The organism is Maritalea myrionectae DSM 19524, from assembly GCF_000423365.1.
Taxonomy (GTDB): domain Bacteria; phylum Pseudomonadota; class Alphaproteobacteria; order Rhizobiales; family Devosiaceae; genus Maritalea; species Maritalea myrionectae.
Genome location: NZ_AUHV01000004.1, coordinates 352,923 through 376,068, shown reverse-complemented (window position 1 = coordinate 376,068; position 23,146 = coordinate 352,923). Strand labels below are relative to the sequence as shown.

The 23,146-nt window shown below is 52.4% G+C and carries 19 protein-coding genes; 13 read left to right on the top strand and 6 right to left on the bottom strand.

Annotated features, from left to right (window positions below; translation table 11 throughout):
* Window positions 1–2 precede the first annotated feature (2 nt).
* From G549_RS0113015 to G549_RS0113005, 3 genes are read left to right on the top strand one after another with little or no spacing between them, the layout of a single operon-like run.
* The gene (locus G549_RS0113015) at window positions 3–395 is read left to right on the top strand and encodes an Mth938-like domain-containing protein (protein WP_051213794.1); all 393 of its coding nucleotides are present in this window, start codon (window positions 3–5) and stop codon (window positions 393–395) included.
* On the top strand, window positions 392–1,255 hold the full coding sequence (locus tag G549_RS20280; protein ID WP_051213791.1) for a phytoene/squalene synthase family protein: 864 nt from the start codon (window positions 392–394) through the stop codon (window positions 1,253–1,255). The genes G549_RS0113015 and G549_RS20280 overlap by 4 nt, the downstream gene beginning before the upstream one ends.
* A 10-nt stretch (window positions 1,256–1,265) precedes the next feature.
* Window positions 1,266–3,017: a DUF4153 domain-containing protein gene (locus G549_RS0113005; protein WP_027835389.1), complete on the top strand. Its 1,752-nt coding sequence runs from the start codon at window positions 1,266–1,268 to the stop codon at window positions 3,015–3,017.
* Here the strand turns inward: G549_RS0113005 and trmFO are convergent.
* From trmFO to uvrA, 3 genes are all read right to left on the bottom strand, one after another.
* Entirely contained in the window at window positions 3,014–4,399 is a 1,386-nt protein-coding gene (trmFO, locus tag G549_RS0113000; protein ID WP_027835388.1) for a methylenetetrahydrofolate--tRNA-(uracil(54)-C(5))-methyltransferase (FADH(2)-oxidizing) TrmFO, read from the bottom strand. The genes G549_RS0113005 and trmFO overlap by 4 nt on opposite strands.
* Window positions 4,400–4,514: 115 nt before the next feature.
* Entirely contained in the window at window positions 4,515–4,664 is a 150-nt protein-coding gene (locus G549_RS21710) for a DUF1127 domain-containing protein (RefSeq protein WP_084634168.1), read from the bottom strand.
* Between the two features lie 425 nt (window positions 4,665–5,089).
* Entirely contained in the window at window positions 5,090–7,972 is a 2,883-nt protein-coding gene (gene uvrA / locus G549_RS0112985) for an excinuclease ABC subunit UvrA (protein ID WP_027835387.1), read from the bottom strand.
* 277 nt (window positions 7,973–8,249) lie between these two features.
* Here uvrA and G549_RS0112980 point away from each other — a divergent pair, with 277 nt between their 5' ends.
* Window positions 8,250–8,732 carry a single-stranded DNA-binding protein gene (locus G549_RS0112980; protein ID WP_027835386.1) on the top strand — a complete coding sequence of 161 codons (483 nt, stop codon included), beginning with the start codon at window positions 8,250–8,252 and terminating at the stop codon, window positions 8,730–8,732.
* Window positions 8,733–8,796: 64 nt separating this feature from the next.
* Here the strand turns inward: G549_RS0112980 and G549_RS0112975 are convergent, their stop codons facing one another.
* Complete coding sequence (locus G549_RS0112975; RefSeq protein ID WP_027835385.1) at window positions 8,797–9,333, bottom strand: hypothetical protein; 537 nt, start codon at window positions 9,331–9,333, stop codon at window positions 8,797–8,799.
* Complete coding sequence (locus tag G549_RS0112970) at window positions 9,330–11,579, bottom strand: efflux RND transporter permease subunit (RefSeq protein WP_027835384.1); 2,250 nt, start codon at window positions 11,577–11,579, stop codon at window positions 9,330–9,332. The genes G549_RS0112975 and G549_RS0112970 overlap by 4 nt, the downstream gene beginning before the upstream one ends.
* Before the next feature lie 331 nt (window positions 11,580–11,910).
* On the opposite strand from G549_RS0112970, the gene gyrA reads away from it, so the two are divergent.
* The 9 genes from gyrA (at window position 11,911) to G549_RS0112920 (ending at window position 21,773) form a co-directional block, all read left to right on the top strand.
* Window positions 11,911–14,610: a DNA gyrase subunit A gene (gyrA, locus tag G549_RS0112960; protein WP_117396786.1), complete on the top strand. Its 2,700-nt coding sequence runs from the start codon at window positions 11,911–11,913 to the stop codon at window positions 14,608–14,610.
* A gap of 47 nt (window positions 14,611–14,657) precedes the next feature.
* Entirely contained in the window at window positions 14,658–15,281 is a 624-nt protein-coding gene (locus G549_RS0112955) for a LysE family translocator (protein ID WP_027835382.1), read from the top strand.
* A gap of 7 nt (window positions 15,282–15,288) precedes the next feature.
* A complete protein-coding gene (gene coaD / locus G549_RS0112950) occupies window positions 15,289–15,783 on the top strand; it encodes a pantetheine-phosphate adenylyltransferase (RefSeq protein ID WP_027835381.1) in 495 nt (164 codons plus the stop codon).
* A gap of 8 nt (window positions 15,784–15,791) precedes the next feature.
* Window positions 15,792–16,394: a peptidylprolyl isomerase gene (locus G549_RS0112945; RefSeq protein WP_246778377.1), complete on the top strand. Its 603-nt coding sequence runs from the start codon at window positions 15,792–15,794 to the stop codon at window positions 16,392–16,394.
* Between the two features lie 87 nt (window positions 16,395–16,481).
* Window positions 16,482–16,952, top strand: coding sequence for a peptidylprolyl isomerase (locus G549_RS0112940; protein WP_027835379.1), 471 nt, complete (start codon window positions 16,482–16,484; stop codon window positions 16,950–16,952).
* A 9-nt stretch (window positions 16,953–16,961) separates the two neighbouring features.
* Window positions 16,962–18,038, top strand: coding sequence for a tRNA preQ1(34) S-adenosylmethionine ribosyltransferase-isomerase QueA (gene queA / locus G549_RS0112935; RefSeq protein ID WP_027835378.1), 1,077 nt, complete (start codon window positions 16,962–16,964; stop codon window positions 18,036–18,038).
* On the top strand, window positions 18,038–19,171 hold the full coding sequence (tgt, locus tag G549_RS0112930; protein WP_027835377.1) for a tRNA guanosine(34) transglycosylase Tgt: 1,134 nt from the start codon (window positions 18,038–18,040) through the stop codon (window positions 19,169–19,171). Before queA ends, tgt begins: the two co-directional genes overlap by 1 nt.
* A gap of 12 nt (window positions 19,172–19,183) precedes the next feature.
* Window positions 19,184–20,821: a glucose-6-phosphate isomerase gene (gene pgi, locus G549_RS0112925; RefSeq protein WP_027835376.1), complete on the top strand. Its 1,638-nt coding sequence runs from the start codon at window positions 19,184–19,186 to the stop codon at window positions 20,819–20,821.
* A gap of 37 nt (window positions 20,822–20,858) precedes the next feature.
* Entirely contained in the window at window positions 20,859–21,773 is a 915-nt protein-coding gene (locus G549_RS0112920) for a DMT family transporter (RefSeq protein ID WP_205468009.1), read from the top strand.
* On the opposite strand, the gene G549_RS20275 is transcribed toward G549_RS0112920, so the two are convergent.
* On the bottom strand, window positions 21,770–23,086 hold the full coding sequence (locus G549_RS20275) for a di-heme oxidoreductase family protein (RefSeq protein WP_051213789.1): 1,317 nt from the start codon (window positions 23,084–23,086) through the stop codon (window positions 21,770–21,772). The two genes, G549_RS0112920 and G549_RS20275, sit on opposite strands and share 4 nt — an antisense overlap.
* Window positions 23,087–23,146 lie beyond the last annotated feature (60 nt).

Sequence of the window (23,146 nt, the reverse complement as noted above, 5' to 3'; positions counted from 1 at the left end):
TCTTGATCACCCCACCGGAAAAAGGCTTTCTCAAATATCAAGTTCCCATTGACGCTTATGGCAATGGGGGCTTCCGGTTTGGAGATATGTCGCACATTGGCTCGCTGCTTTGTCTGCCATCTGGCATGCATGCATGGGACGTTAAGACCGTGCAAGACATCACCCACGACAGTTTGGCGAAAGTCTGGGCTGAGGCCGACCAAATCGATGTGCTGTTTGTCGGCACTGGCGATCAATTGTTTGTATTGGAAAAACCGATCAAGCAAACAGGCCGCGACCTCAACATCATCACAGAACCCATGAGCACAGGTGCCGCGGCGCGGACGTATAATGTGCTCCTGGGCGAAAAGCGCGCAGTCGCCGCCGCTCTATTGGCCGTTGAGCGTGGAAAATGAGCCAGCGCGCCCAAAACGACGATGAAGCCGCAATCATATCTGCCCAATTGCGCGAGTTGGACCGAGACGCCTACCTTGCCAGCCTAGTCCTGCCACAGCATGTCCGGCTTCCCATACAGACGCTACACGCATTCGCGGCCGAGTTAGCAGCTATTCGTCACCGTGTGAGCGAACCGATGCCAGGCGAGATTCGCTTGCAGTTTTGGCGCGACGCGCTCGAAGGCGAGCGCCATGGCGATGTTGAAAGCAATCCTTTAGCGAATGCGCTGTTTAACGCCATCGAGAAGTATAAGCTTTCAACAGTGCCGCTTTTGCGCATGGTCGCGGCGCGACGTTTCGATCTCTATCAAGACCCGATGCCCGATCAAAACCAATTTGAAGGCTATGCAGGTGAGGTCGCATCCATCATTCTTCAATATGCGGCCCAGATTTGTGTCGGCGAACAGGACGCACCGGAGCAGTTTAACGATGCTGCTGGCCATCTGGGCGTGGCGCAAACCTACGTACGCGCGCTTTATAGCTTTGAATATGATCGTCGGCGGGCGCAGGTTTTTCTACCCGTCAACGTGTTCGCTGCGTTCGGTCTAAAAGACAATGATATATTTGCAGGCAAGCCAGAGGAAGAAATTCTTCAAGCCCTTCAATCATGTGCCGAGCATGCCAGAGATCATCTCGACAAAGCGAACAAGGCGATTAAGGCCTTGCCCAGCGCTGCGAAACCAGCATTTGGTGTCTGGCCCTTTATCGATAGCGATTTAACGCGTATGCAACGCGCGCTCGACAAGGGTGAGTGGCATGCCGTAAAAATGTCTGATTGGCGCAAAATACTCCGGCTAATGCGATGGGGTTTGCGCAAGTAGGAGCGAAAAAATGGCCGATCCGGAACCAATGAATGCCTTGCAAAAATGGCGCGATCGCTTTGGTCCGGAGCTTGCACGCACGGTGCAGCGCTTCCCGTTTTCCGTTGGTCTTGTCACGATCGGCGCGATTCTTTTTCTTGTTGAATTGAATGGGTCCTCCAACCCGGCCGACGATTTCTTGTTTAAAACATTCGCCACCGTCGAGCTGACAGCCCTTTTGGCTGTTGCCACCCAGCTTGCAGTTGAAAGCCGCGTTTTCGGCAAAATTGTCGGTTGGATTATCAATTTGATGGGGCTATTGGCGCTTGGGGCCACCATATTCTTGGAGAATATGGCCCTTGGCCAACCCTTTATGTGGGTGCCGATCCTGATTTTGCTGACTTCGATCTCGCCAACGCTTCATTTCACGCGAAAGCATGATGGCCGCAGGCAGCAAAATCTATTTTGGTGGATGAACCATCGCTCCATCGTGTCGGCAATTGTCGCCGGATTTGCATATTTGGTGATTTTGCTTGGCTTGGTGATTATCGAGCGCTCCGTCTCGATTCTGTTCGGATTTCAGCTTGAGCATTTGATGTACCGTTATCTGCTGCCGCTTGCTGGCGCACTGTTCGCCCCGATCTACTGGTTCGCCACAATTCCGAAAGCAAGTGAATTCCGAGATGATGAGCTAAACAAACCAGACTTTTTGTCCCAAGCCGTTGGCTTTTTAGGCTTGTACATTTTTGCGCCGTTTTTGACCCTGTATGCCCTGATCCTCGTTGCCTATGCCGTCCAGATTGTCATTCAGCAAACCTATCCTGAAGGCACAATTGGTTGGATGGTGATCGGTTTCATATGTGTCGCTGGGCTCAACCATCTGCTGCTTTATCCAAAATTCATGCGCGAAAAGCCCGTTGTGGCAAAATATCTGCGCTTCTGGCCCTTTCTGGCCATCGTTCCGGTGATCATGCTGATCATTGCGATCTACATTCGCGTCGCGGCCTATGGCCTTACGCCAGAGCGAATATTGCTGTTGGCGGGGGCGTTGTGGACCAGTTTGATTGTGGGCGTCGGCATCTTCAATCGCTTGGATATCCGGCTCTTACCGGCTTTGGCAGCGCTCATTTTGCTTTTGGTTTCCTTCGGGCCCTTCAATTTGGAGATTTGGTCAATACGCGATCAACTCGCGCGTTTTGAGCAAAACTACGAACGATGGAAGGAGGCGGATGACGACGATGAGGCAGCCCAACGTCTTCGCGGTGCGGCGAACTATTTATTGAATTCGAAAGAAGGGCGCACAGCACTGTCCAGAGAACTTGAGATCAAAGGATTTGAGTTTGATGGCGAGATTTCGCGTGAGAAATTCGCGGCGCTGCTGGGGCTTCCAGATATAGTGCCAAACAACCGGCCGATTGAGTTTGTTCGGCTAACCAATGAAGAGCCGTTGGATCTCTCAGGGACCTACAAATTTTATGGTCGTGTTGAATTGCCCTGTTGCAGCCAGCAGCTTGGACCTTACGAATTCCGCATGGATGACAAAGATTTGGTCGTGATGCGCGATGATGTGCAATTCTCACGCTACGACCTCACCACCTGGATCAATCAGCAAAACCTAACTGTCACCACTATGCCGGAAAACACCATAAAAATCACGGGCGCGGAGCATACTCTCTATCTGAATCTGCATGAAGCCAACATCGATATGGACCCCGATATGGCGCGCAAAGTCGTGCGTTTGGATTTCTATGTGTTTGAAAAACAAACCAATGGCGCCGATTAGCGCCATTGTTCTAAATGTTCGAGGGCGCGCGCTGACGTTGCACGTTTTTTTGCCTTGCCCCGGTCGGGGCCGCGCCAACGTTTCACGCCTTCGGGTTTTGTCACTTCTACAGGCGGGAACAGGCCAAAATTAACATTCATCGGCTGAAAGCTCTTGATGCCATTTGTCTCATCCGCCAAATGTCCGCCCGTAATGTGGTGCACCAACGCGCCCAAAGCGGTGGTTTTGGGCGGAGCATCAATTTGATGGCCCAAAATTTCGTTTGCCGCCAAACGACCAACAACCAGGCCCAGCCCAGCGCTTTCAACATAGCCCTCGACGCCGGTAACTTGACCAGCAAAGCGCAAGCGCGGATCAGCTTTTAGCCGAAGCTGTTCATCCAGCAGTGCGGGCGAATTGAGGAACGTGTTCCTGTGCAAGCCGCCAAGACGGGCAAATTTGGCATCTTCTAACCCGGGAATCTTGCGTAAGATTTCGGCTTGTGCGCCATATTTCAGCTTGGTCTGAAACCCAACCATATTCCATAAGGTGCCCAGCGCGTTGTCTTGGCGCAGCTGCACGATGGCATGTGGCTTCACATCCGGATTGTTGGGGTTGGTCAAGCCAACTGGCTTCATGGGGCCAAAACGCAAGGTTTCGCGTCCACGCTCGGCCATCACCTCAATCGGCAAACACCCATCAAAGTAGGGGACGTTTTCCCACTCTTTGAACTCAGTTTTTTCGCCTTCCAACAAGGCATCGACGAACGCATTGTACTGCGCTTCATCCATCGGGCAGTTCAAATAGTCAGCGCCTGTGCCGCCAGGGCCAGGTTTGTCATATCGCGATTGTGCCCAGACAATATCAAAATTGATGCTTTCCTTATGAATGATCGGCGCAATCGCATCAAAAAAGGAAAGGGAATCTTCGCCGGTGACAGACTGAATGCCTTCAGCCAAGGCTGGCGAGGTGAGCGGCCCAGTTGCGATGATCACATGTTGCCACTCTTTTGGCGGCAAGCCGTCAACTTCGCTGCGCTCAATGGTGATATTGGGGTGTGCTTCCAACTGGGCTGTGACGGCATCGGAAAATACATCCCGGTCAACCGCCAGCGCTCCGCCGGCAGGCAGCTTGGATTTATCCGCTGACGCCATGATCACGGAGTTGCAGCGGCGCATTTCTTCATGCAGCAAACCCACGGCATTATGCTCGTGGTCATCCGAACGAAATGAGTTGGAACAAACCAACTCGGCCAAGCCATCTGTTTGGTGTGCATCCGTTTTGCGCACAGGGCGCATTTCATGCAACACCACTTGCACGCCAAGCTCTGCGGCTTGCCATGCGGCTTCAGAACCGGCTAGGCCGCCGCCAACAATATGTAGAATTTTTGAATGATCTGTCATGGGGGCAGTTAGCAAGGAAACTGGGGCGAACGCAACAAAATTCAGCCATAAAAAAACACCCGCGAAAAGGGCGGGTGTTTAAAGATTCGGGAGGTCTTGTCGAGTGTTCAACGCATTAGATGCGTTCAGCATGCTCACGTGCCAATGGCTGAATGTCACCGCGTGTAATGCCCAAATCGTTCAATTCACGATCATCAAGAACGCTCAGTTCACGAACAGTTTTGCGGTATGAAGCCCAGCGGCGAAAAGTTTTACCAAAATCCATTGCTCATCTCCTTGGTTTGCAGTGGTGTGTTCCGTTTGTTGACCTGTATATAGGCTTGCTAATCGCACTTGAGTAGACGGTATTTTTGCAACGCGCCTATGCGTTTTTTGCAATGCTGGTTAAGAAGTGGTTTTTCGTGAGCCGTGGCCTGTGTCAATTTGAATTTCAGGCTTAAACAATCCGAGATGATCATTTTCAGCCGTAACGCTACAATCCAGTTCCAATAGGGTTTGGCGGAAGTGAAGAAGGTCTTCAAGGGATGTCATTAAAGGGTGAGCCATGGGGCGCTCCTGTGGCAATTTTGTAAAATACAGAGGTATTGTACCTGCACATCGGGCGCGCCCGAAACGCAAAACATGCGGCCCAGATATGTGTGAGCCGCATGCACCAATGGTATAATTGTCATGAAAGAGAGTTAGGCTAGATCACTCCGCCGCATCTTGGGCTGATGGCCGACGGGCCAATAATTCTTTCAAGAAATGGCCCGTGTGGGAGCGCGGTTCGTCAATAATTGCCTCAGGCGGCCCTTCAGCCACCAACTCGCCGCCGCCGTCGCCGCCTTCGGGCCCCAAGTCAATCACCCAATCGGCTGTCTTGACCACTTCCAGATTGTGTTCAATCACCACGACCGTGTTTCCTTGATCCACCAATTCGTGCAGCACCTCAAGCAACTTCGCCACATCGTGGAAGTGCAAGCCAGTGGTTGGCTCGTCAAGCACATAAAGCGTGCGGCCTGTGGCGCGCTTTGACAATTCTTTGGAGAGCTTTACCCGCTGCGCTTCGCCGCCCGACAAGGTTGTGGCTGGTTGCCCAATTTTGACATACCCCAGCCCCACACGCTGCAAGGTCACCATTTTATCGCGAATGGACGGAACGGCAGAAAAGAACTCAACGCCTTCATCTACTGTCATTTCCAAAACATCGGAAATAGACTTGCCCTTAAACTGAACTTCCAGCGTCTCACGATTATAACGCTTGCCGTGGCAAACATCACAAGTGACATAAACATCAGGCAAGAAGTGCATTTCGATTTTTAATACGCCATCGCCTTGGCAGGCTTCACACCGACCACCTTTAACGTTGAACGAAAAGCGACCAGGAGCATAGCCGCGGGCTTTGGCTTCCGGCAGACCCGCAAACCATTCGCGAATGGGCGTAAACGCGCCTGTATAAGTCGCGGGGTTGGAGCGTGGTGTCCGCCCAATCGGGCTTTGGTCAATATCGATCACCTTGTCCAAAAACTCTAAACCGAGCAATTGGTCGTGCGGGGCGGGCATTAGACGCGCACCGTTCAGTTTGCGCGCAATGCCCGCATACATCGTATCAAGGATCAGCGTCGACTTGCCACCACCAGAAACCCCAGTAACCGCAACAAAGCAGCCCAAAGGCACATCCACGTCAACATTCTTCAAATTGTTGCCTGTTGCGCCAGTAACTGAGATTTTGCGTGTGTCGGATATGGGGCGACGCTCTGCCGGAACCTTTACGCCCATTTTGCCGGACAAATATTGCCCCGTGAGGCTGGTTTTGTGTTTCAAAATGTCCTGTGGCTTGCCCTCGGCAACGATCTCGCCGCCATGCACACCGGCACCTGGGCCAATATCCACCACATGGTCAGCGGTCATGATTGCGTCTTCATCGTGCTCAACCACAATCACCGTATTGCCCAAATCGCGCAGCCGCCGCAGCGTTTCGAGCAAGCGTGCATTGTCTCGCTGGTGCAGGCCAATGGACGGTTCGTCCAACACATAAAGCACGCCCGTCAAACCAGAACCGATCTGTGACGCCAACCGGATACGCTGGCTTTCACCGCCTGATAGGGTCCCCGAGTTCCGGGAAAGGCTCAGATAATCAAGGCCCACATCAACCAAGAAATTGAGGCGGTCGCGAATTTCTTTCAAAATCCGTTCGCCAATTTCCTTTTGCGTGTCAGACAGTTTAGCTGAAATGTTTTCAAACCAAACATGGGCCTCACGAATAGATTTTTGTGAAATCTCACCGATATGTTTGCCATCGATTTTCACAGCCAGCGCTTCCGGCTTCAACCGATAGCCGCCACAAGAATCACACGGAGCGGAAGACATGTATTTTTCAATCTCTTCGCGCATCCCCGCACTTTCGGTCTCGCGATAGCGGCGCGTAAGATTGCCCACAACGCCTTCAAACGCCTTTTGCGTTTTGTAGGAGCGCAAGCCGTCGTCATAAACAAATTCGATCTCCTTGCCGCCAGTGCCGTGCAGCACGGCTTGGCGCACATCCGCACTCAGCTCCTGCCAAGGCGTGTCCATCGATGCCCCATAGGCCGAACAAACGGCTTTTAATGTTTGCGCATAATAGGGGGCTGATGTGCGTGACCAAGGGGCAATCGCACCTTTCTTTAAGCTGAGCGTCTCGTCTGGCACCACCAGGTCTTCACTAACCTTTGCCTCCGCGCCCAAGCCATCACATTTCGGACAGGCACCAAAAGGGTTGTTGAAGGAAAACAGCCGCGGCTCAATTTCGGCGATGGTGAAGCCTGAAACAGGGCAAGCAAACTTTTCTGAAAACACCATCTGTGTATTTTCGCCTTCGCTGGCGACAATTTCGGCAATCGCAATGCCTTCAGCGAGTTGCAACGCCGTTTCAAAACTCTCTGCTAGCCGCGCCTGCATATCTCCAGAAACGACAATGCGGTCCACCACCACATCAATATTGTGCTTAAACTTTTTGTCGAGCACAGGGGCGTCGGGGATTTCGTAAAACTCGCCATCAATTCGCACACGCTGAAAGCCGCGCTTCATCAACCCGGCGAGTTCCTTTTTGTATTCACCTTTACGGCCCCGCACGATCGGCGCCAATAAGTAGAGCCGAGTGCCTTCCTCGAGCGCCAAAATCTTATCCACCATTTGGGTGACGGTTTGACTTTCAATCGGCAAGCCGGTCGCAGGCGAATAGGGGATGCCGACGCGCGCGAACAACAAGCGCAGATAATCGTAGATTTCTGTGACCGTACCCACGGTCGAGCGCGGGTTCTTTGACGTGGTTTTTTGTTCGATCGAAATAGCAGGGGACAGACCGTCAATTTGCTCAACGTCTGGCTTTTGCATCATCTCCAGGAATTGGCGCGCATAGGCGGAAAGGCTTTCCACATAGCGGCGTTGTCCCTCGGCATAAATCGTATCAAACGCCAACGATGATTTGCCCGAACCTGAAAGGCCGGTCATCACAATCAATTCGTCCCGCGGAAGGACCAAATCAACTGATTTGAGATTGTGTTCTTTGGCGCCACGAATGGTGATTTCGCGATTATTAATTGCCGATTTCGACATGTAGACTTCCTGCTTGTTACTGCGTCTTGATCCGTTCAAACTGAACTGCGCTGCTCAACCTAGGGTGCTTAAAAATGAATCACAAGAGTTGACTTTGCTCATTTTTGTGTAGAACATAAATAGAACAAATAAAGATACGTCAAGTGGATTGTGGATGAGTGAGAAACACTCCTTCATTCTTTTGGCGTGTTGTGCACATAAAAGCTACGATTGAGTTTTGAAATTGGATGCACATATTGGCGACATTTCCAATATGACGCCTGAAAGGGAAAATACGATGGCAGGCAGTGTAAATAAGGTAATTTTGGTTGGTAATCTTGGGGCTGACCCGGAAGTGCGCAGCACCAACGATGGACGCCCGATTGTTAATCTGCGCATTGCCACTTCAGAGCGTTGGCGCGATAAGAACAGCGGCGAACAGCGCGAGCGGACAGAATGGCACCGCGTTGTGATCTTTAGTGAAGGTCTTTGCCGCGTGGCCGAGCAATATCTGAAAAAGGGCTCGACAGTCTATATTGAGGGCCAATTGCAAACGCGCAAATGGCAAGATCAGGATGGCAATGATCGCTATTCGACTGAAATCGTGTTGCAAGGCTTTAACTCAACCCTGACCATGCTCGGTGGGCGCGGCGACAATGCAGGCGCCGGTGGTCAAGGTGGTTCGTCTTACGGCGATAATAATCAAGGCGGCGGTGGTCGGCCACAAGCCAATGCACCATCCTTCGATGCCGGTGATATGGATGATGATATCCCGTTTTGATCCATCGAATGATCGAAAAAAAAGGCCGCTCACTTGAGCGGCCTTTTTTGTAGGCGTATGAAATCTAGCTTTTCGAGAACGGAATATTGGCAGTAGATTTGCCACCACTCTCTTTGTGCACAATATCAAACTTTACGTAGATCTGGCCATTGCGCAATTGTAACCCAACACCGATGTCGAAAGCATCATCGGATTCTGATTTCACATTGAGCAGAGAGAAATTTAAATTCTTGCCCGACCGACGACCAACCGCCACGCCGGAAAAACTGGTGTTGGACGACATCACAGCTTCATAGCGGCGATTCTTTTCGACATAGGCGACTGTCCCGCGCATCGAAAAGGTGCTGCCTGCCAATGAACAACGTCCTGTCAGGCCGATCCGGTCTGGGCCGGTGTCGGTAAAATCCATTTTACACAAAACGGTTTCGTCGGCTCCCGTGGAGGCAAGCTTGGCCTCGCCGCGACCGCGCCAATTGCCGACATAGCTTTTCAGTAGTTCAATGTCCGCTTTGCCCGCAAAGCTAGGCGTTGAAAAGCCACTGGCCAATACGGCGCCCAAAATCAGCGCTTTAAAAGCATTTGCGATATGCTTCAATTTCATTTCGGTTGTCCTCCAAAGGATCTAAACAATCGCCCCCCGGCGATGAGCAATGCAGGTAGAATAATCAAATCGCCCAGCAAAGCCAAGAAGAGTGTAAGCACGCATAGTGCCCCAAATAGGGCGACCTGCGGCAACACTGAGAATATAACTACGGTTGTGCCTGCGCAAAGGATTGCTGTTGTCGCGATTAACGCGGGGCCAACGCGCTCAAGTGTACGCATCACTGCTTCTTTATGCCCATAGTTCTGCTGCCTTGCTCGAACATAGTGGTTCATAAAGTGAATTGTATCATCCACAGCAATACCAAAAGCGATGGTCAGGGAGATGACGGTAGTTAGCTGCAATCCAGCTCCCGACACCCAAAGATACAGTTCGGTGCCCAAAATTGGGGCAAAGTTCGGGATGACACATATCAACGCGACGCGCCATGATCTAAAGGCAACGCCAATAATCAAAATCGATAGAAGCACCGCGATGGTCAGGCCATCCTGGAGCCGTTGGATCATCTCGACGCTCTCATAAGCTGAAAGTACCCTGAAGCCGGAAATGGAGGTGTCGCCAAGGCCTGCGGCGGTCAGTGCTGCGTCGGTTTCTTCAACAAGTTCGCGCACCTCAGCAGAACCCAATTGGGTCGGCATAAAGGCCGTGGCCATCGCAAGATCGCCCTCATCGGTGATAAAGCGACGCTTCATAAATGGACCCACAGCATCAAAGATTTGTTCTCGACTAAAGCCAGCCTCGCTATAATGATTAAAGCTGGCGCCGGAGATCACTTTGCCTTTGCCGAAAATGCCTTCTAAAATCTCATGTACGGTCTCGACGCGCTCGAAATCGCTGTCTGTGATCTGCGGATCATTATCGAGCAGGGGGATCGACACATAGAGCGGCGCCACACCGCCTACACCCTGGTCAATGGCTTCGGACGTGTCCAACGCATCAGACCCTTTCGGCAAAAACTGCTGGAAGGAGAATGTAGGCTGCAACTGGAAGTGCGGATAAAGCATTGCAACAAAAGCGATAACCCCCAAAATCGCCACCGGGCGGTACCGCCGTTCGGCAAGTCGTGACAAGGGTGGGATGATCGCTGTCAGGGCCACGCTTGGTGCCTTTTTCGGCTTAAAGCCTGCACGTGTTGCGGCACGCAGCGCCAATGGCAAAAAGGTGACCAACGCTAGAAACGCCATAGGGATGGCCAATGCGCCCGTAATCGCAAATTCAAAAATGCCTTGCCCTGGCGCGATTGAAAGCGACAGGAATGCAATTACTGTTGTCACTGAGGTCAACGCACAAGCGGGGCTGACCCGAATGACGGTTTCTCGGATTGCCTCTTCATGGTCCATACCTTCACGCGATAATCGGAGCCAGTGGAAGCAAAAGAACATACTCTCCGCGAAGGCGATCACCAGCACCAATGCCGTTAGAATATTGGTCAGGAAGGTGAAGGAGCCGAAAATAAGCACCACGCTGCCCACAACCCACAATACAGAGACGAACGGAGCAAGGGTCGCCAAAACAGCGCCCCAGAATGTGCGAAATGCCAAAAATGCGGTGAGAAAGCCCAAGATAATCCCGGACGCCGTGAATTTGATCTGGTCCGATTTGCTAGCATTCAGCAATTCAGATTTCCAAATGGGCGGCCCTGTTAGCTCAATCTCATAGCGGGGATCATCGTAAAAGCTGATCAACTCTCTGAGTTCCGCAATCATGCGGGTTTCACCATCCCCTTTGAGCATATCGGGATTGGGGAACATGAGCATGACCAATCCGGTCAGATCTTCCACAATCAAATTGCGCATCATCGGATCGTTTTGCCGCAAATCATTTAAAGCGGCGGCCACTTCATCGGCGCTTTGCATGTCTTCCGGCACGGCGGGGCGGGTCACACCATCTTCTTGTGCGGGCTTACGCAGAGAGAAGGGGGACAATGTGCCACTAGCAAAGCTGTTCAGCTCAAGCTCCAGCGCCAATTCACGCATGGTCTCGATCACTTCAGGATCGGTGAGCTGATCGGATTTGACCAGAATGTATGCATCATTCTCAAATGTGCCGAACCGTTCGCCCAGCTCTACATAGGTGTCGTAATATTCGCCAGAGTCTTTGTAGAGGCGCAGCAAATCCCCATCAATCGTAATGCGCGGCACCTGCACCAAACATAGAATAGTGAAAGCGGCCAAGATAGCGGTGACGATTTTTGGATATTTAAGTGTAAGAAGCCCGATGCGTTCGAGGCCGAAACCGATTGACAATGTACAACGCTCCAATGGTGCCCGCGACTAAGTAGTTGCGGGTTGCAACTCTTATTGTTTGTTCGTTTTGCGCAGAACAAAGCAGATTCTGCGCGAAATTGCCATGATATTGCCAAGTTTGAGTTAAATTCGGTTCAAATTGGCCAAAAACAAGCGATCAGATGTGCACAAGAGCGCAAACTTATTGGTCTTTTCTTGCGGAATCACTTAAGAAAAGTGGGTTAACGCACACGCAACAGCAATAAGAACAGCCGTGACCGATACGCCCAACGACCAAACACCTGAAAATGAACCCAATTCAGCGATCTCTTTGATTTCTGTTACGGACGAAATGCGCCGCTCCTATCTTGATTACGCCATGAGCGTGATTGTGAGCCGGGCCCTGCCAGATGTACGCGATGGCCTCAAGCCTGTGCACCGCCGCATTCTCTATTCGATGCATGAAAATGGGTATGAGTGGAACAAGCAGTACCGCAAGTCGGCGCGTGTTGTTGGTGATGTGATCGGTAAATATCACCCGCACGGTGACACAGCGGTTTACCACGCGCTCGTGCGGATGGCACAAGAGTTTTCCATGCGGCTGCCCTTGATCGATGGCCAGGGCAACTTTGGTTCGATTGATGGCGATATGCCTGCTGCGATGCGTTATACCGAAGTGCGCATGGAGCGGGTGTCGACAGCACTTCTGGATGATATTGATCGCGACACAGTCGATTTCCGCGACAACTACGATAACACCGAGAGCGAACCGACCATCCTGCCGGCGCGCTTCCCCAATCTGTTGGTCAACGGCTCAGGCGGCATTGCCGTGGGCATGGCGACAAATATTCCCAGCCACAATTTGGTGGAGGTGATCAACGCAGCCATTGCCCTGATGGACAATGCAGACATCACCACCGACGAGTTGATGGAAATCATGCCAGGGCCGGATTTCCCCACAGCGGGCATTATTCTTGGCCGTTCGGGCATTCGTTCTGCTTATGAAACTGGGCGCGGTTCTGTTTTGATGCGTGGTTTGGTGAATGTTGAAGAAATTCGCAAAGACCGCGAAGCTCTAATCATCACCGAAATTCCCTATCAGGTGAATAAAGCCTCGATGATCGAGAAAATCGCTGAATTGGTGCGCGATAAGCGCATTGAGGGCATTTCCGATATTCGCGATGAATCTGACCGTAACGGCATGCGGGTGGTGATTGAACTCAAGCGCGACGCTGTTGCGGACATTGTGCTGAACCAGCTTTATAAGTTCTCGCCGCTGCAATCCTCATTCGGCTGCAACTTTGTTGCCTTGAATGGCGGCAAACCGCAGCAAATGACGTTGCGCGATATTTTGACAGCCTTCGTGGATTTCCGCGAAGAGGTTGTCACACGCCGCGCTAAATTCTTGCTCAATAAAGCTCGCGATCGCGCCCACGTATTGGTTGGCTTGGTGATTGCCGTGGCCAATGTGGATGAAGTGATTCAATTGATCCGCACAGCGCCGGATCCTGCAACCGCTCGCGGCCGTTTGCTTGAGCGCGCTTGGCCTGCACGGGATGTGGAAGTCCTGATCAAATTGATCGACGATCCGCGCCACAAGGTTAATGACGACGGCACCTATTATCTCTCTGAAGAGCAGGTGAAAGCCATTCTCGATTTGCGTTTGCAGCGGCTTACCGCATTGGGACGCGACGAGATCGGCGACGAATTGAACAAGCTGGGTGCCGAAATTGAGAACTATCTCGATATTTTGCGGTCAAAAGAGCGCGTGATCGAGATTATTCGCGAAGAAATGATCGAAGTGCGCGACCGCTACGGCACTGAACGTCGTACCGAGATTGTTGATGCAGTTGGCGATGTTGACGATGAGGATTTGATTGCCCGCGAGGATATGGTTGTGACCGTATCCCATGGCGGCTATATCAAGCGCGTACCGCTCTCAACCTATCGGGCACAGCGCCGCGGAGGTAAAGGCCGCTCCGGCATGGCGACGCGTGACGAGGATTTTGTGGCCCGTTTGTTCGTGGCAAACACCCACACACCCGTCCTGTTCTTCACCAGTCGCGGCATCGTCTATAAACTTAAAGTATGGCGTCTGCCTGTCGGCGCGGCCAATTCGCGCGGCAAGGCATTGGTCAACATTCTGCCGCTGCAGGAAGGCGAACACATAACGTCAATCATGCCGTTGCCGGAAGACGAGAACACCTGGCAGGATCTCGACATTATGTTTGCCACTAAGCGCGGCACCGTGCGGCGGAACTCATTGGCAGACTTCATCAATGTTAACCGCAACGGCAAAATCGCCATGAAGCTGGAAGAGGGCGATGGCATTGTGGACGTGGAAACATGTTCAGCCATCGATAACGTATTGCTGACAACGGCACTTGGCCAAGCCATGCGCTTCTCAGTTGATGATGTGCGTGTCTTCACCAGCCGTAATTCAGTTGGCGTGCGCGGCATTCGCTTGGCCGAAGGCGACGAAGTCATCGCCATGTCGATCATTCGCCATCTCGACGCAACGCCTGAAGAACGCGGCGCCTATTTGAAATTGCGGCGCTTGATGGATGGCGATGCAGAAGATGTGCCAGACAGTGATGAAGATCTCAGCGTCGGCGACGTTGAAATGTCGTCAGAGCGTTATGCGGAAATGAGTGCGGCAGAACAGTTCATCCTTGCCATTTCTGAAAATGGCTACGGTAAACGCACCTCTTCTTATGAATACCGCAAGACAGGCCGCGGTGGTAAAGGCATCACAGCTATGGCCATGAGCGAACGTAACGGCCGCATCGTGGCGTCGTTCCCAGCCGAAAATGATGATCAAATCATGCTCGTGACCAATGGCGGTAAACTGATCCGCGTGCCAGTCGATGGCATTCGAATTGCTGGACGCGCAACCCAGGGTGTCACTGTCCTGTCGACCGCCAAAGATGAGAAAGTGGTGTCTGTCGAGCGCATTTCAGAGCCTGAACCGGATGAAGACGAAGATGGCGATGAAACGGCAACAGATACGCCACCACCAACTTCAGGTGGCGATCAGCCAGAAAATGAATAATAATAAGAGGCCGGGATTTTCTCGGCCTTTTTCTTTGGGAGGATATTATGCTGGATAGCACCATGCTGTTGGCGTTCATAACAGCCTGTTTCTTTTTAGCCATTGTGCCTGGCCCAACCGTCACAATCATTGTCGCCAACGCGCTATCACGCGGCATCAAAGGCGGCTTGGGGACGATTTTGGGCGCGCAAATTGCAGTTTTGTTGATGGTGGCCATCGTTGCGCTCGGGCTTGAAGCCGTGATCTCCGTGATGGGCAACGCCTTCTTCTGGTTAAAACTCTTGGGTGCCGCTTATTTGATCTATTTGGGTTGGAAAATGATCCGCAATCGGTCTGGCCTGAAATTTGACCAAACGCTGGCTGACGGGCGCACCATGCGCGAATATGTATTGCAAGGCTTTTTGGTTACCATGGCCAACCCCAAAGCATTGCTGTTTTTGGGCGCGTTTTTGCCCCAATTTATCGACACACAACAAGCCGTTGCACCGCAAATTATGATTTTGGGCCTCATCACGGTTACATTTTTTGCCACCATTGATAGCTGTTATGCCCTTGCGGCGAGTAAGGCGCGTAACCTATTATCACAACAGCGCGTCGCAATATTGAACAAGCTAAGCGGCGGGTTCCTAATATTTGGTGGCGCATGGTTGGCGCTACAACAAAAAAGCTGAGGCATTTATGGCGGAGAAACGTACCGGTTTTTATCCGGGATCATTTGATCCAATTACCAATGGTCATATTGACGTAATCGAGCGCGCTTGTCGGCTGGTCGACAGGCTCATCGTTGGCGTGGGCACTCATCACGGCAAGTCCCCAATTCTAACAGGCGACGAGCGCTTGCAGCTGTTGCAACAAGCCATCGCTCCAATCGCCAAACGCAATGATGTGGTCGTGGATATTGCTCAATTTGACGGCTTGATGATCCATGCTGCCCGCAATTTGCACGCCAATATCATCATTCGCGGCTTGCGCGACACCACAGACTATAACTATGAGATGCAAATGGTGGGCATGAACGCGCAAATGGCGCCGGATTTGCAAACCGTTTTTGTGCCATCGAGCCCACATGTTCGTCACATATCGGCCACTTTGGTGCGGCAAATCTCGCAAATGGGCGGAGACATCTCTGCTTTTGTCCCCAACGCAGTTCTAAATGTATTGAAGAATAAATGACCGAACAAATGACCAATAAGAATCGGGTGTTCACCATGCTTGGTGTCGCCTTCATCAGCCTGTTTGGCTATGTGGCTTTTACCGAAATGACCAAGGCGCAAGCCTATCCGGCCTGTGAAACGCCGGCTGCGCCTGAAGGCGTTGAAACCGTGGCCATGGAAATGGAACTGAAAACCGGCACAGTTGAGTTTGAACTGCGCCCTGATTTGGCGCCCAAGCATGTGGAGCGGATCACAACTCTGGCCAATGAAGGCTTTTACGACAATGTGGTGTTCCACCGCGTGATTGAAGGCTTTATGGCCCAGACCGGCGACCCGACAGGCACGGGCATGGGCGGCTCTGATTATCCGGACTTGCCCGCTGAGTTTACCGACACAAATTATCAGTGCGGCACTTTGGGTATGGCAAGAAGCCAAAACCCAAACTCAGCCAACTCGCAATTCTTTATCACTTTCGAGGACGCATCGTTCTTGAACGGACAATATACAGTGTTTGGCTATGTCAAAGATGGCATGGAACATGTCCACCAAATCAAAAAAGGCGACCAAAATCGCAACGGGCAGGTGGTTGACCCGGATAAAATTGTTTCATTTCGCGTCAAAGACCAGTAAAACCCCAATCGAATAGCGGTGGATCTGCGCATCCACCGCCATATGAAACGACCAAACAACGCTGATTCCAGTGTTGAGGAGAACAAAATGGTTGATATTAAAGATCCTGAAAACACATTGCTTATGGAAACATCAAAAGGCAGTGTGGTCATCAAGCTATTGCCAGACGTGGCGCCAAAGCATGTTGAGCGCATCAAAGAGCTGGCACGCGAAAACTTTTATGACGGGATCGTATTTCACCGTGTAATTGAAGGTTTTATGGCTCAAGCCGGTTGCCCGAACGGCACAGGAACTGGTGGCTCAGAAAAGCCAGATCTAGAGCAAGAGTTCAACGACACGCCCCATAAGCGCGGCACATGTTCAATGGCCCGCACAATGGACCCGAACTCAGCCAACTCACAATTCTTCATCTGCTTTGACGATCAATCATTCTTGGACGGTCAATACACCGTTTGGGGTCAAGTGATTGATGGTATGGACGCGATTGACCAGCTTAAGCGCGGTGAACCTGTTGCTGATCCGGATCAGATTTTGTCTCTGCGTGTCGCTGCGGATTAAACTCGCTTTATGCGCGTAGACGATTTCGATTTTACATTGCCGGACGATCTTGTGGCACTGCATCCTGCGGTGCCACGTGATTCTGCGCGCATGCTTGTGGTCGATCCGGCAAATGAAATTCAAGATCGGTCGGTTTCCGAACTGTTGGAATTTCTGTCCGAAAACGATGTGCTGGTGATCAACAACACCAAAGTGCTGCCCGCCGAATTGGTGGGCACGCGGACTCGCGGCGACGCTGTGGCGAAGATTTCGGTCAATTTGCATAAGCGGGTCGATCCCAGCCAGTGGCGTGCTTTTGCGCGTCCAGCTAAAAAACTAGCCATCGGTGATCACGTCGAATTTTTGCGCGAGGGCGTCGACCCTTTGCGCGCCCAAGTGGTGGAAAAAGCCGACGCCGGTGAGGTTCAGCTTAAGTTCGCCGAAAAAGGCGCGGAGCTGGACGAGGCGATCAAAGCTCGCGGGGCCATGCCGCTGCCGCCCTATATTGGCGCCAAGCGCGACCATGAAGATCAGGACGACACAGACTATCAAACCATCTATGCAAAGCATGATGGGGCCGTGGCGGCGCCAACAGCTGGTTTGCACTTCACCGACCGCTTGCTCGATGCCATCCGCGCCAAGGGCGTGAAGATCGAAGAAGTGACGCTACATGTTGGGGCAGGGACGTTTCTGCCCGTCAAAGTGGACAACACTGAAGACCATAAAATGCACGCGGAATGGGGTGAGATCACCCCAGCGACCATCGACACCATAAAGAACGCCAAAACCAAAGGCGGACGGGTTTTTGCAGTGGGTACCACCAGCTTGCGGCTGTTGGAAAGCGCGGCCTTTGATGGCGAGCTGAAGCCGTTTTGCGGTGAAACAGACATCTTCATTACCCCGGGCTATCGATTTAACGCCGTCGACGTGCTGATGACCAACTTCCACCTGCCAAAATCAACGCTTTTCATGCTGGTTTCGGCCTTTTCAGGCTTTGAAACCATGCAAAAGGCCTATAAACACGCGATCGACAACAAATATCGCTTCTATTCATTTGGCGATGCGTCGCTGCTGTTTCGTGATGACAGCGCGGACAAGGATAAATAATGACGACTGATTTTGCTTTTGACTTCAAATCTGAAAGCAACGGCGCGCGCCTTGGTGAAATTTCCACCCCGCGCGGCAATATCCGCACGCCTGCCTTTATGCCGGTCGGCACAGCCGCCACAGTGAAAGGCATGTATCCCGAACAGGTGCGCGAAACAGGCGCCGACATTATCCTTGGCAACACTTACCACTTGATGCTGCGCCCCGGCGCGGAGCGGGTGGCCCATTTGGGTGGCCTGCACAAATTTGCCAATTGGTCGCGCCCCATCCTCACAGATTCTGGCGGCTTTCAGGTGATGAGCTTGGCCAAATTGCGCAAGCTGGACGAGAACGGGGTGTCGTTCAAATCCCATATTGATGGCTCCAAACATATGCTCACGCCAGAGCGCTCCATTGAAATCCAAACCCTGTTGGGTGCGGATATCCAAATGCAGCTCGATGAATGTGTGGCCTTGCCATCCACCCGCGAAGATATTCAACGCGCTATGGAACTCTCCATCCGTTGGGCCGAGCGGTCCAAAAATGCATTTGGCATCCAGCCGGGCCGGGCGCTGTTTGGGATTGTTCAGGGCGGCGACCAAGAAGATTTACGCTTGCGTTCTGCGCAGGCGCTTACAGAAATTGGTTTCAAGGGCTACGCTGTCGGTGGCCTTGCGGTAGGTGAGCCGCAGGAAACCATGTTTGAGGTGTTGGACTACACAACACCTGCTTTGCCTCAAGATCGGCCCCGCTATTTGATGGGCGTGGGCAAGCCGGACGATTTGCTCGGCGCGGTCAAACGCGGCATTGATATGTTCGATTGCGTGCACCCTACACGCGCCGGACGCCACGGTCATGCCTACACCAAATATGGTGTGATCAACCTCAAAAATGCACGTCATAAAGACGATGCACGTCCCTTGGATGAAACCTCGTCCAATCCCAACTGTCAGATCTATCAGCGGGCCTATTTGCACCATCTCATTCGTGCCAATGAGATGTTGGGCGCCATGATTTTGTCGCAGATCAATTTGGCCTATTATCAAACACTGATGCAGGGCATGCGTGATGCCATTGCTGCAGATCGTTTTGATGATTTCGCGGCCGAAACCCGCGAGGGTTGGGCGAAAGGTGATATTCCGCCCCTGTCATAATAAGGAAAGATCATGTCCCTAACGATCGATTCAGCTTTCAACGATTTATCAAATCATCACTCTCGACTGGCAGATGCCGAAATGCGGGAGATGTTTAAATCTGACCCCGATCGTTTCGGTAAATTCAGCCTCAAGCTGGATGATCTGGCTCTTGATTATTCCAAAAATCTCATCGATGAGAGCGCATTCAACGCGCTAATCGATCTCGCCAAAGCTGCCAATGTGGAAGTGCGGCGCGATGCCATGTGGGCGGGCGAGCATATCAATTCGACAGAAGATCGTGCCGTCATGCATATGGCGCTGCGCTATCAGGGCGATCAACCCGTGATGGTCGACGGGAAAGACGTGATGCCCGACGTGCGCGAGGTCCTGGCCAATATGCGCACTTTTGCCAATGCCGTCCGCTCTGGCGACATCAAAGGCGCCACAGGCCAGAAAATCACCGATGTGGTCAATATCGGCATTGGCGGGTCAGACCTTGGCCCCGCCATGGTGTGCAACGCATTGCGGCCCTACATTGACGCAGGCCTCACGCCGCACTTCGTTTCAAACGTGGATGGCGCAGATATTGCCGACACGCTGGCGCGGCTGCAGCCCGAAACCACGCTTGTACTGGTCGCCTCCAAAACCTTCACCACCGATGAAACCATGACCAACGCCAACACCGCCCGCACGTGGCTGGTGGATGCGCTGGGTGATGCAGCGGTGAAAGATCATTTCGCGGCACTCTCGACCAATCTGGAAGCCTGCGCCGAGTTTGGTATCGCCCATGATCGTATCTTTGGTTTCTGGGATTGGGTAGGCGGCCGCTACTCCGTCTGGTCCGCCATTGGCTTGCCCGTCATGCTGGCCATCGGCCCAGACCAGTTTGACGAATTTCTCGCTGGTGCCTTTGAAATCGACCAGCATTTCCTCACCGCGCCACTCGCAGAAAACATGCCAGTGATCATGGCCGTGTTGGGCGTGTGGTACCGCAATGTGTGGGGCCATGCCACGCACGCCGTTTTGCCCTACGATCAGCGCATGAACCGTTTCGCCGCCTATTTGCAGCAGCAGGATATGGAATCCAACGGCAAGTCCGTTCAGCTCAATGGCGAAAAAGTCACCCGCAAAACCGGCCCTATCGTTTGGGGCGAACCCGGCACCAACGGCCAGCACGCCTTTTATCAATTGATCCACCAGGGCACCGACATCATTCCCGTCGATTTCCTCGTCGCCGCGCAAGCACACGACAATTTGCCCGAACATCATCAAAAGCTGGTGGCCAACTGTTTCGCTCAATCCGAAGCGCTAATGCTCGGCAAAAGCGCCGATCAAGTGGTGGCAGAATTGAAAGAGCAGGGCCTATCAGACGCTGAAATTGAAGCGCTCACGCCACATAAAGTGTTTGAGGGCAACCGCCCGTCCAACACATTGATCTACGCCAAGATGACGCCAAAAATGCTTGGCAAATTGATTGCTCTATACGAGCACAAAGTGTTCGTTCAAGGCGCTATTTGGAACATCAATAGCTTCGACCAGTGGGGCGTCGAACTGGGCAAACAATTGGCCAAAGCCATCCTGCCAAAGGTGAAAGGTGCCAAAGCCTCGAGCCAACATGATGGTTCCACTGAAGGCCTGTTGGCGCAATTCCACGCTTGGCGCGATTAAAAGAATCATTGCGCAAATTGATGGCTAGGTTAGTTTGATGGTCCAACCAATTTGGTGGACCATGTCACAAGATAATCTTGCCATCGTTCTGCGGATCAGTTCGGGCATCCTATTTGCCCTGATGGTCGCGTGCGTTAAGGGCCTGTCGGATGTTGCGCCGACGGGTCAAATTGTCTTTTACCGCAGTGCGTACGCCCTGATTCCGCTCGTTGGCTATCTCTGGATACGCGGCGAATTTCCGCGTGGCCTGAAATCAAAATATCCCATTCGGCACGTTTTTCGCTGCATCACCGGGTGTTGTGCCATGTTCGCGTCTTTCGCGACGTTGGCTTTTCTCACCATTGCTGAAGCAACCATGTTGACCTATCTATCGCCAATCTTTGTGGTGATCTTTGCGCAAATCTTTTTGAAAGAGTTGGTGCCTGCTGTGCGGTGGATCGCGGTGATCTTAGGCGTGTTTGGCACTGGAGTTTTGGTGGTGCCCGAGTTAATGAATAGCCGCACCGATAATGAATCATATTTGATGGGCGTTGGTCTGGGCGTTTTGGCAGCAGTGCTCACGGCAGCGTCCATTATTCAAATCCGCAACCTCGCCAAAACCGAACATCCTGCCGCCATCGCGTTTTATTTTGCACTCACCTGCGCTGTCGTCGGCCTGTGCACGCTGCCGTTCGGCTGGGCTGAAACGGATTACAAGCAGGAAATTTTGTTGCTTGGTGCCGGCTTGTTTGGCGGTTTTGCCCATATTCTGGTCACCACCAGTTTCCAATTGGGCGAAGCATCAAAGCTCGCGCCATTTGAATATTTGTCATTGATCTGGGCAGTGATTATTGGGGTGACCATATTCGGAAATATTCCTGGCTTCAGCTTTTACGCTGCTTTGCCCTTCATTGTCGGCAGCGCTGCCATTGTGGCGTTCAAAGAAGGATTCCGACGCAACATGCCGCGCTAAATCGCGTTCAAGAAAGCCAGTAGGGCCGCACGATCTACTCCGCTTAGCTTTGCAAACTGATCACGCGCCGCTGTGCCTTCGCCACCATGCCACATGATGGCTTCCGTCAAAGTCCGGGCGCGGCCATCGTGCAAAAACGCCAAATGTCCGCCCACTTCTTCAGTGTAGCCAATCCCCCAAAGGGCAGGCGTTCGCCATTCTTGGGCCAAATATTGGTCGCCATAGATTGGATCGGCGAGATCATCGCCCATATCGTGCAATAGCATGTCTGTATAAGCGGCTCGCGGCATATCTGGGTTGAGCTTTTGGTCATAGTGACAGCTCGCGCAGCCAATTTCTTTAAACAGTTTCTTGCCCAGCATAACCGCCGGATCGTCCATATTGCGTGCAGGTGGCACACGTAAATGCGCTGCGTAAATCACCAGCAGGCGCACTTGGTTACGGTTTAACTCGGTCTTGCCTTGTGGTGGCTTTTCGCGACCAGCGGTCAAACATGTTGTCTGGTATTCGGTACAGTCGCCAGCAAAAAAGTCAAAATCTGGCGTGGATAGCCCCATATCTAAATGCGCCGCCTTGACCGTTTGAAAGTGCAAAGTCGGCGCTGACGCTTTCCAGCCAAACCGACCAATCTCGCCATCGTCCAGCAACGAGATTTTGCCACTTATCCCATCCCCGCCGCGGTCTTCAGGATCAGCGAGAACGGCTAATTGTTCGGCTGAAACATCTTCCAGATAACCCAATCCGATTATTTGCGGCGCAATGCGTCCAGAAATACGCGTTTGTTTATCCATAGGGCCAAAGGCCAGTTCCTCGAGGCGAATTGTTGGGCGGCGCAAATTCACCGCCGTGCCGTCGGCGAGTTCAATTTTCTCTTCGCCATATTGCACAACAACACGCGCCTCAGGCGCGGTGCCGCTGGCGATATCTTGAATCTGTTTCCCATAAATGGGGTCAGGCAAGGGAGATTGGTCCGTTTGCGGTATGCCGACTATCACCGCAAGCGATTGGGTTGGACTGCCTTCTTTCTCTGGCGGATGCCCGCGGCCATCATTAATGTGACAGGCGGCACACGAATTTGCACTATATAGCGGCCCCAACCCGCTTTGGGTGCCATCAGCATGTTCCACCGTCGTCCAAACATGGTTGAAAATGTCTCGACCATAATTGAACTCTGCAAGGTCCTCGGAGGTCATCCCCGGCTGGGCGAGGGAAAAGGCCGTTTCGCCGCGGGGCACAAGTTCGCCCGCCTCAGCAAATACGATGCTGAAAAGTGCCAAGCATGTGGTGCCAACAACAGCCAGTGTTTTCGTCATTTACGCAGATATTACCACAACGCATTGCGCAGCCAAAGCTTCCGCCAGGGCTGTCGACTA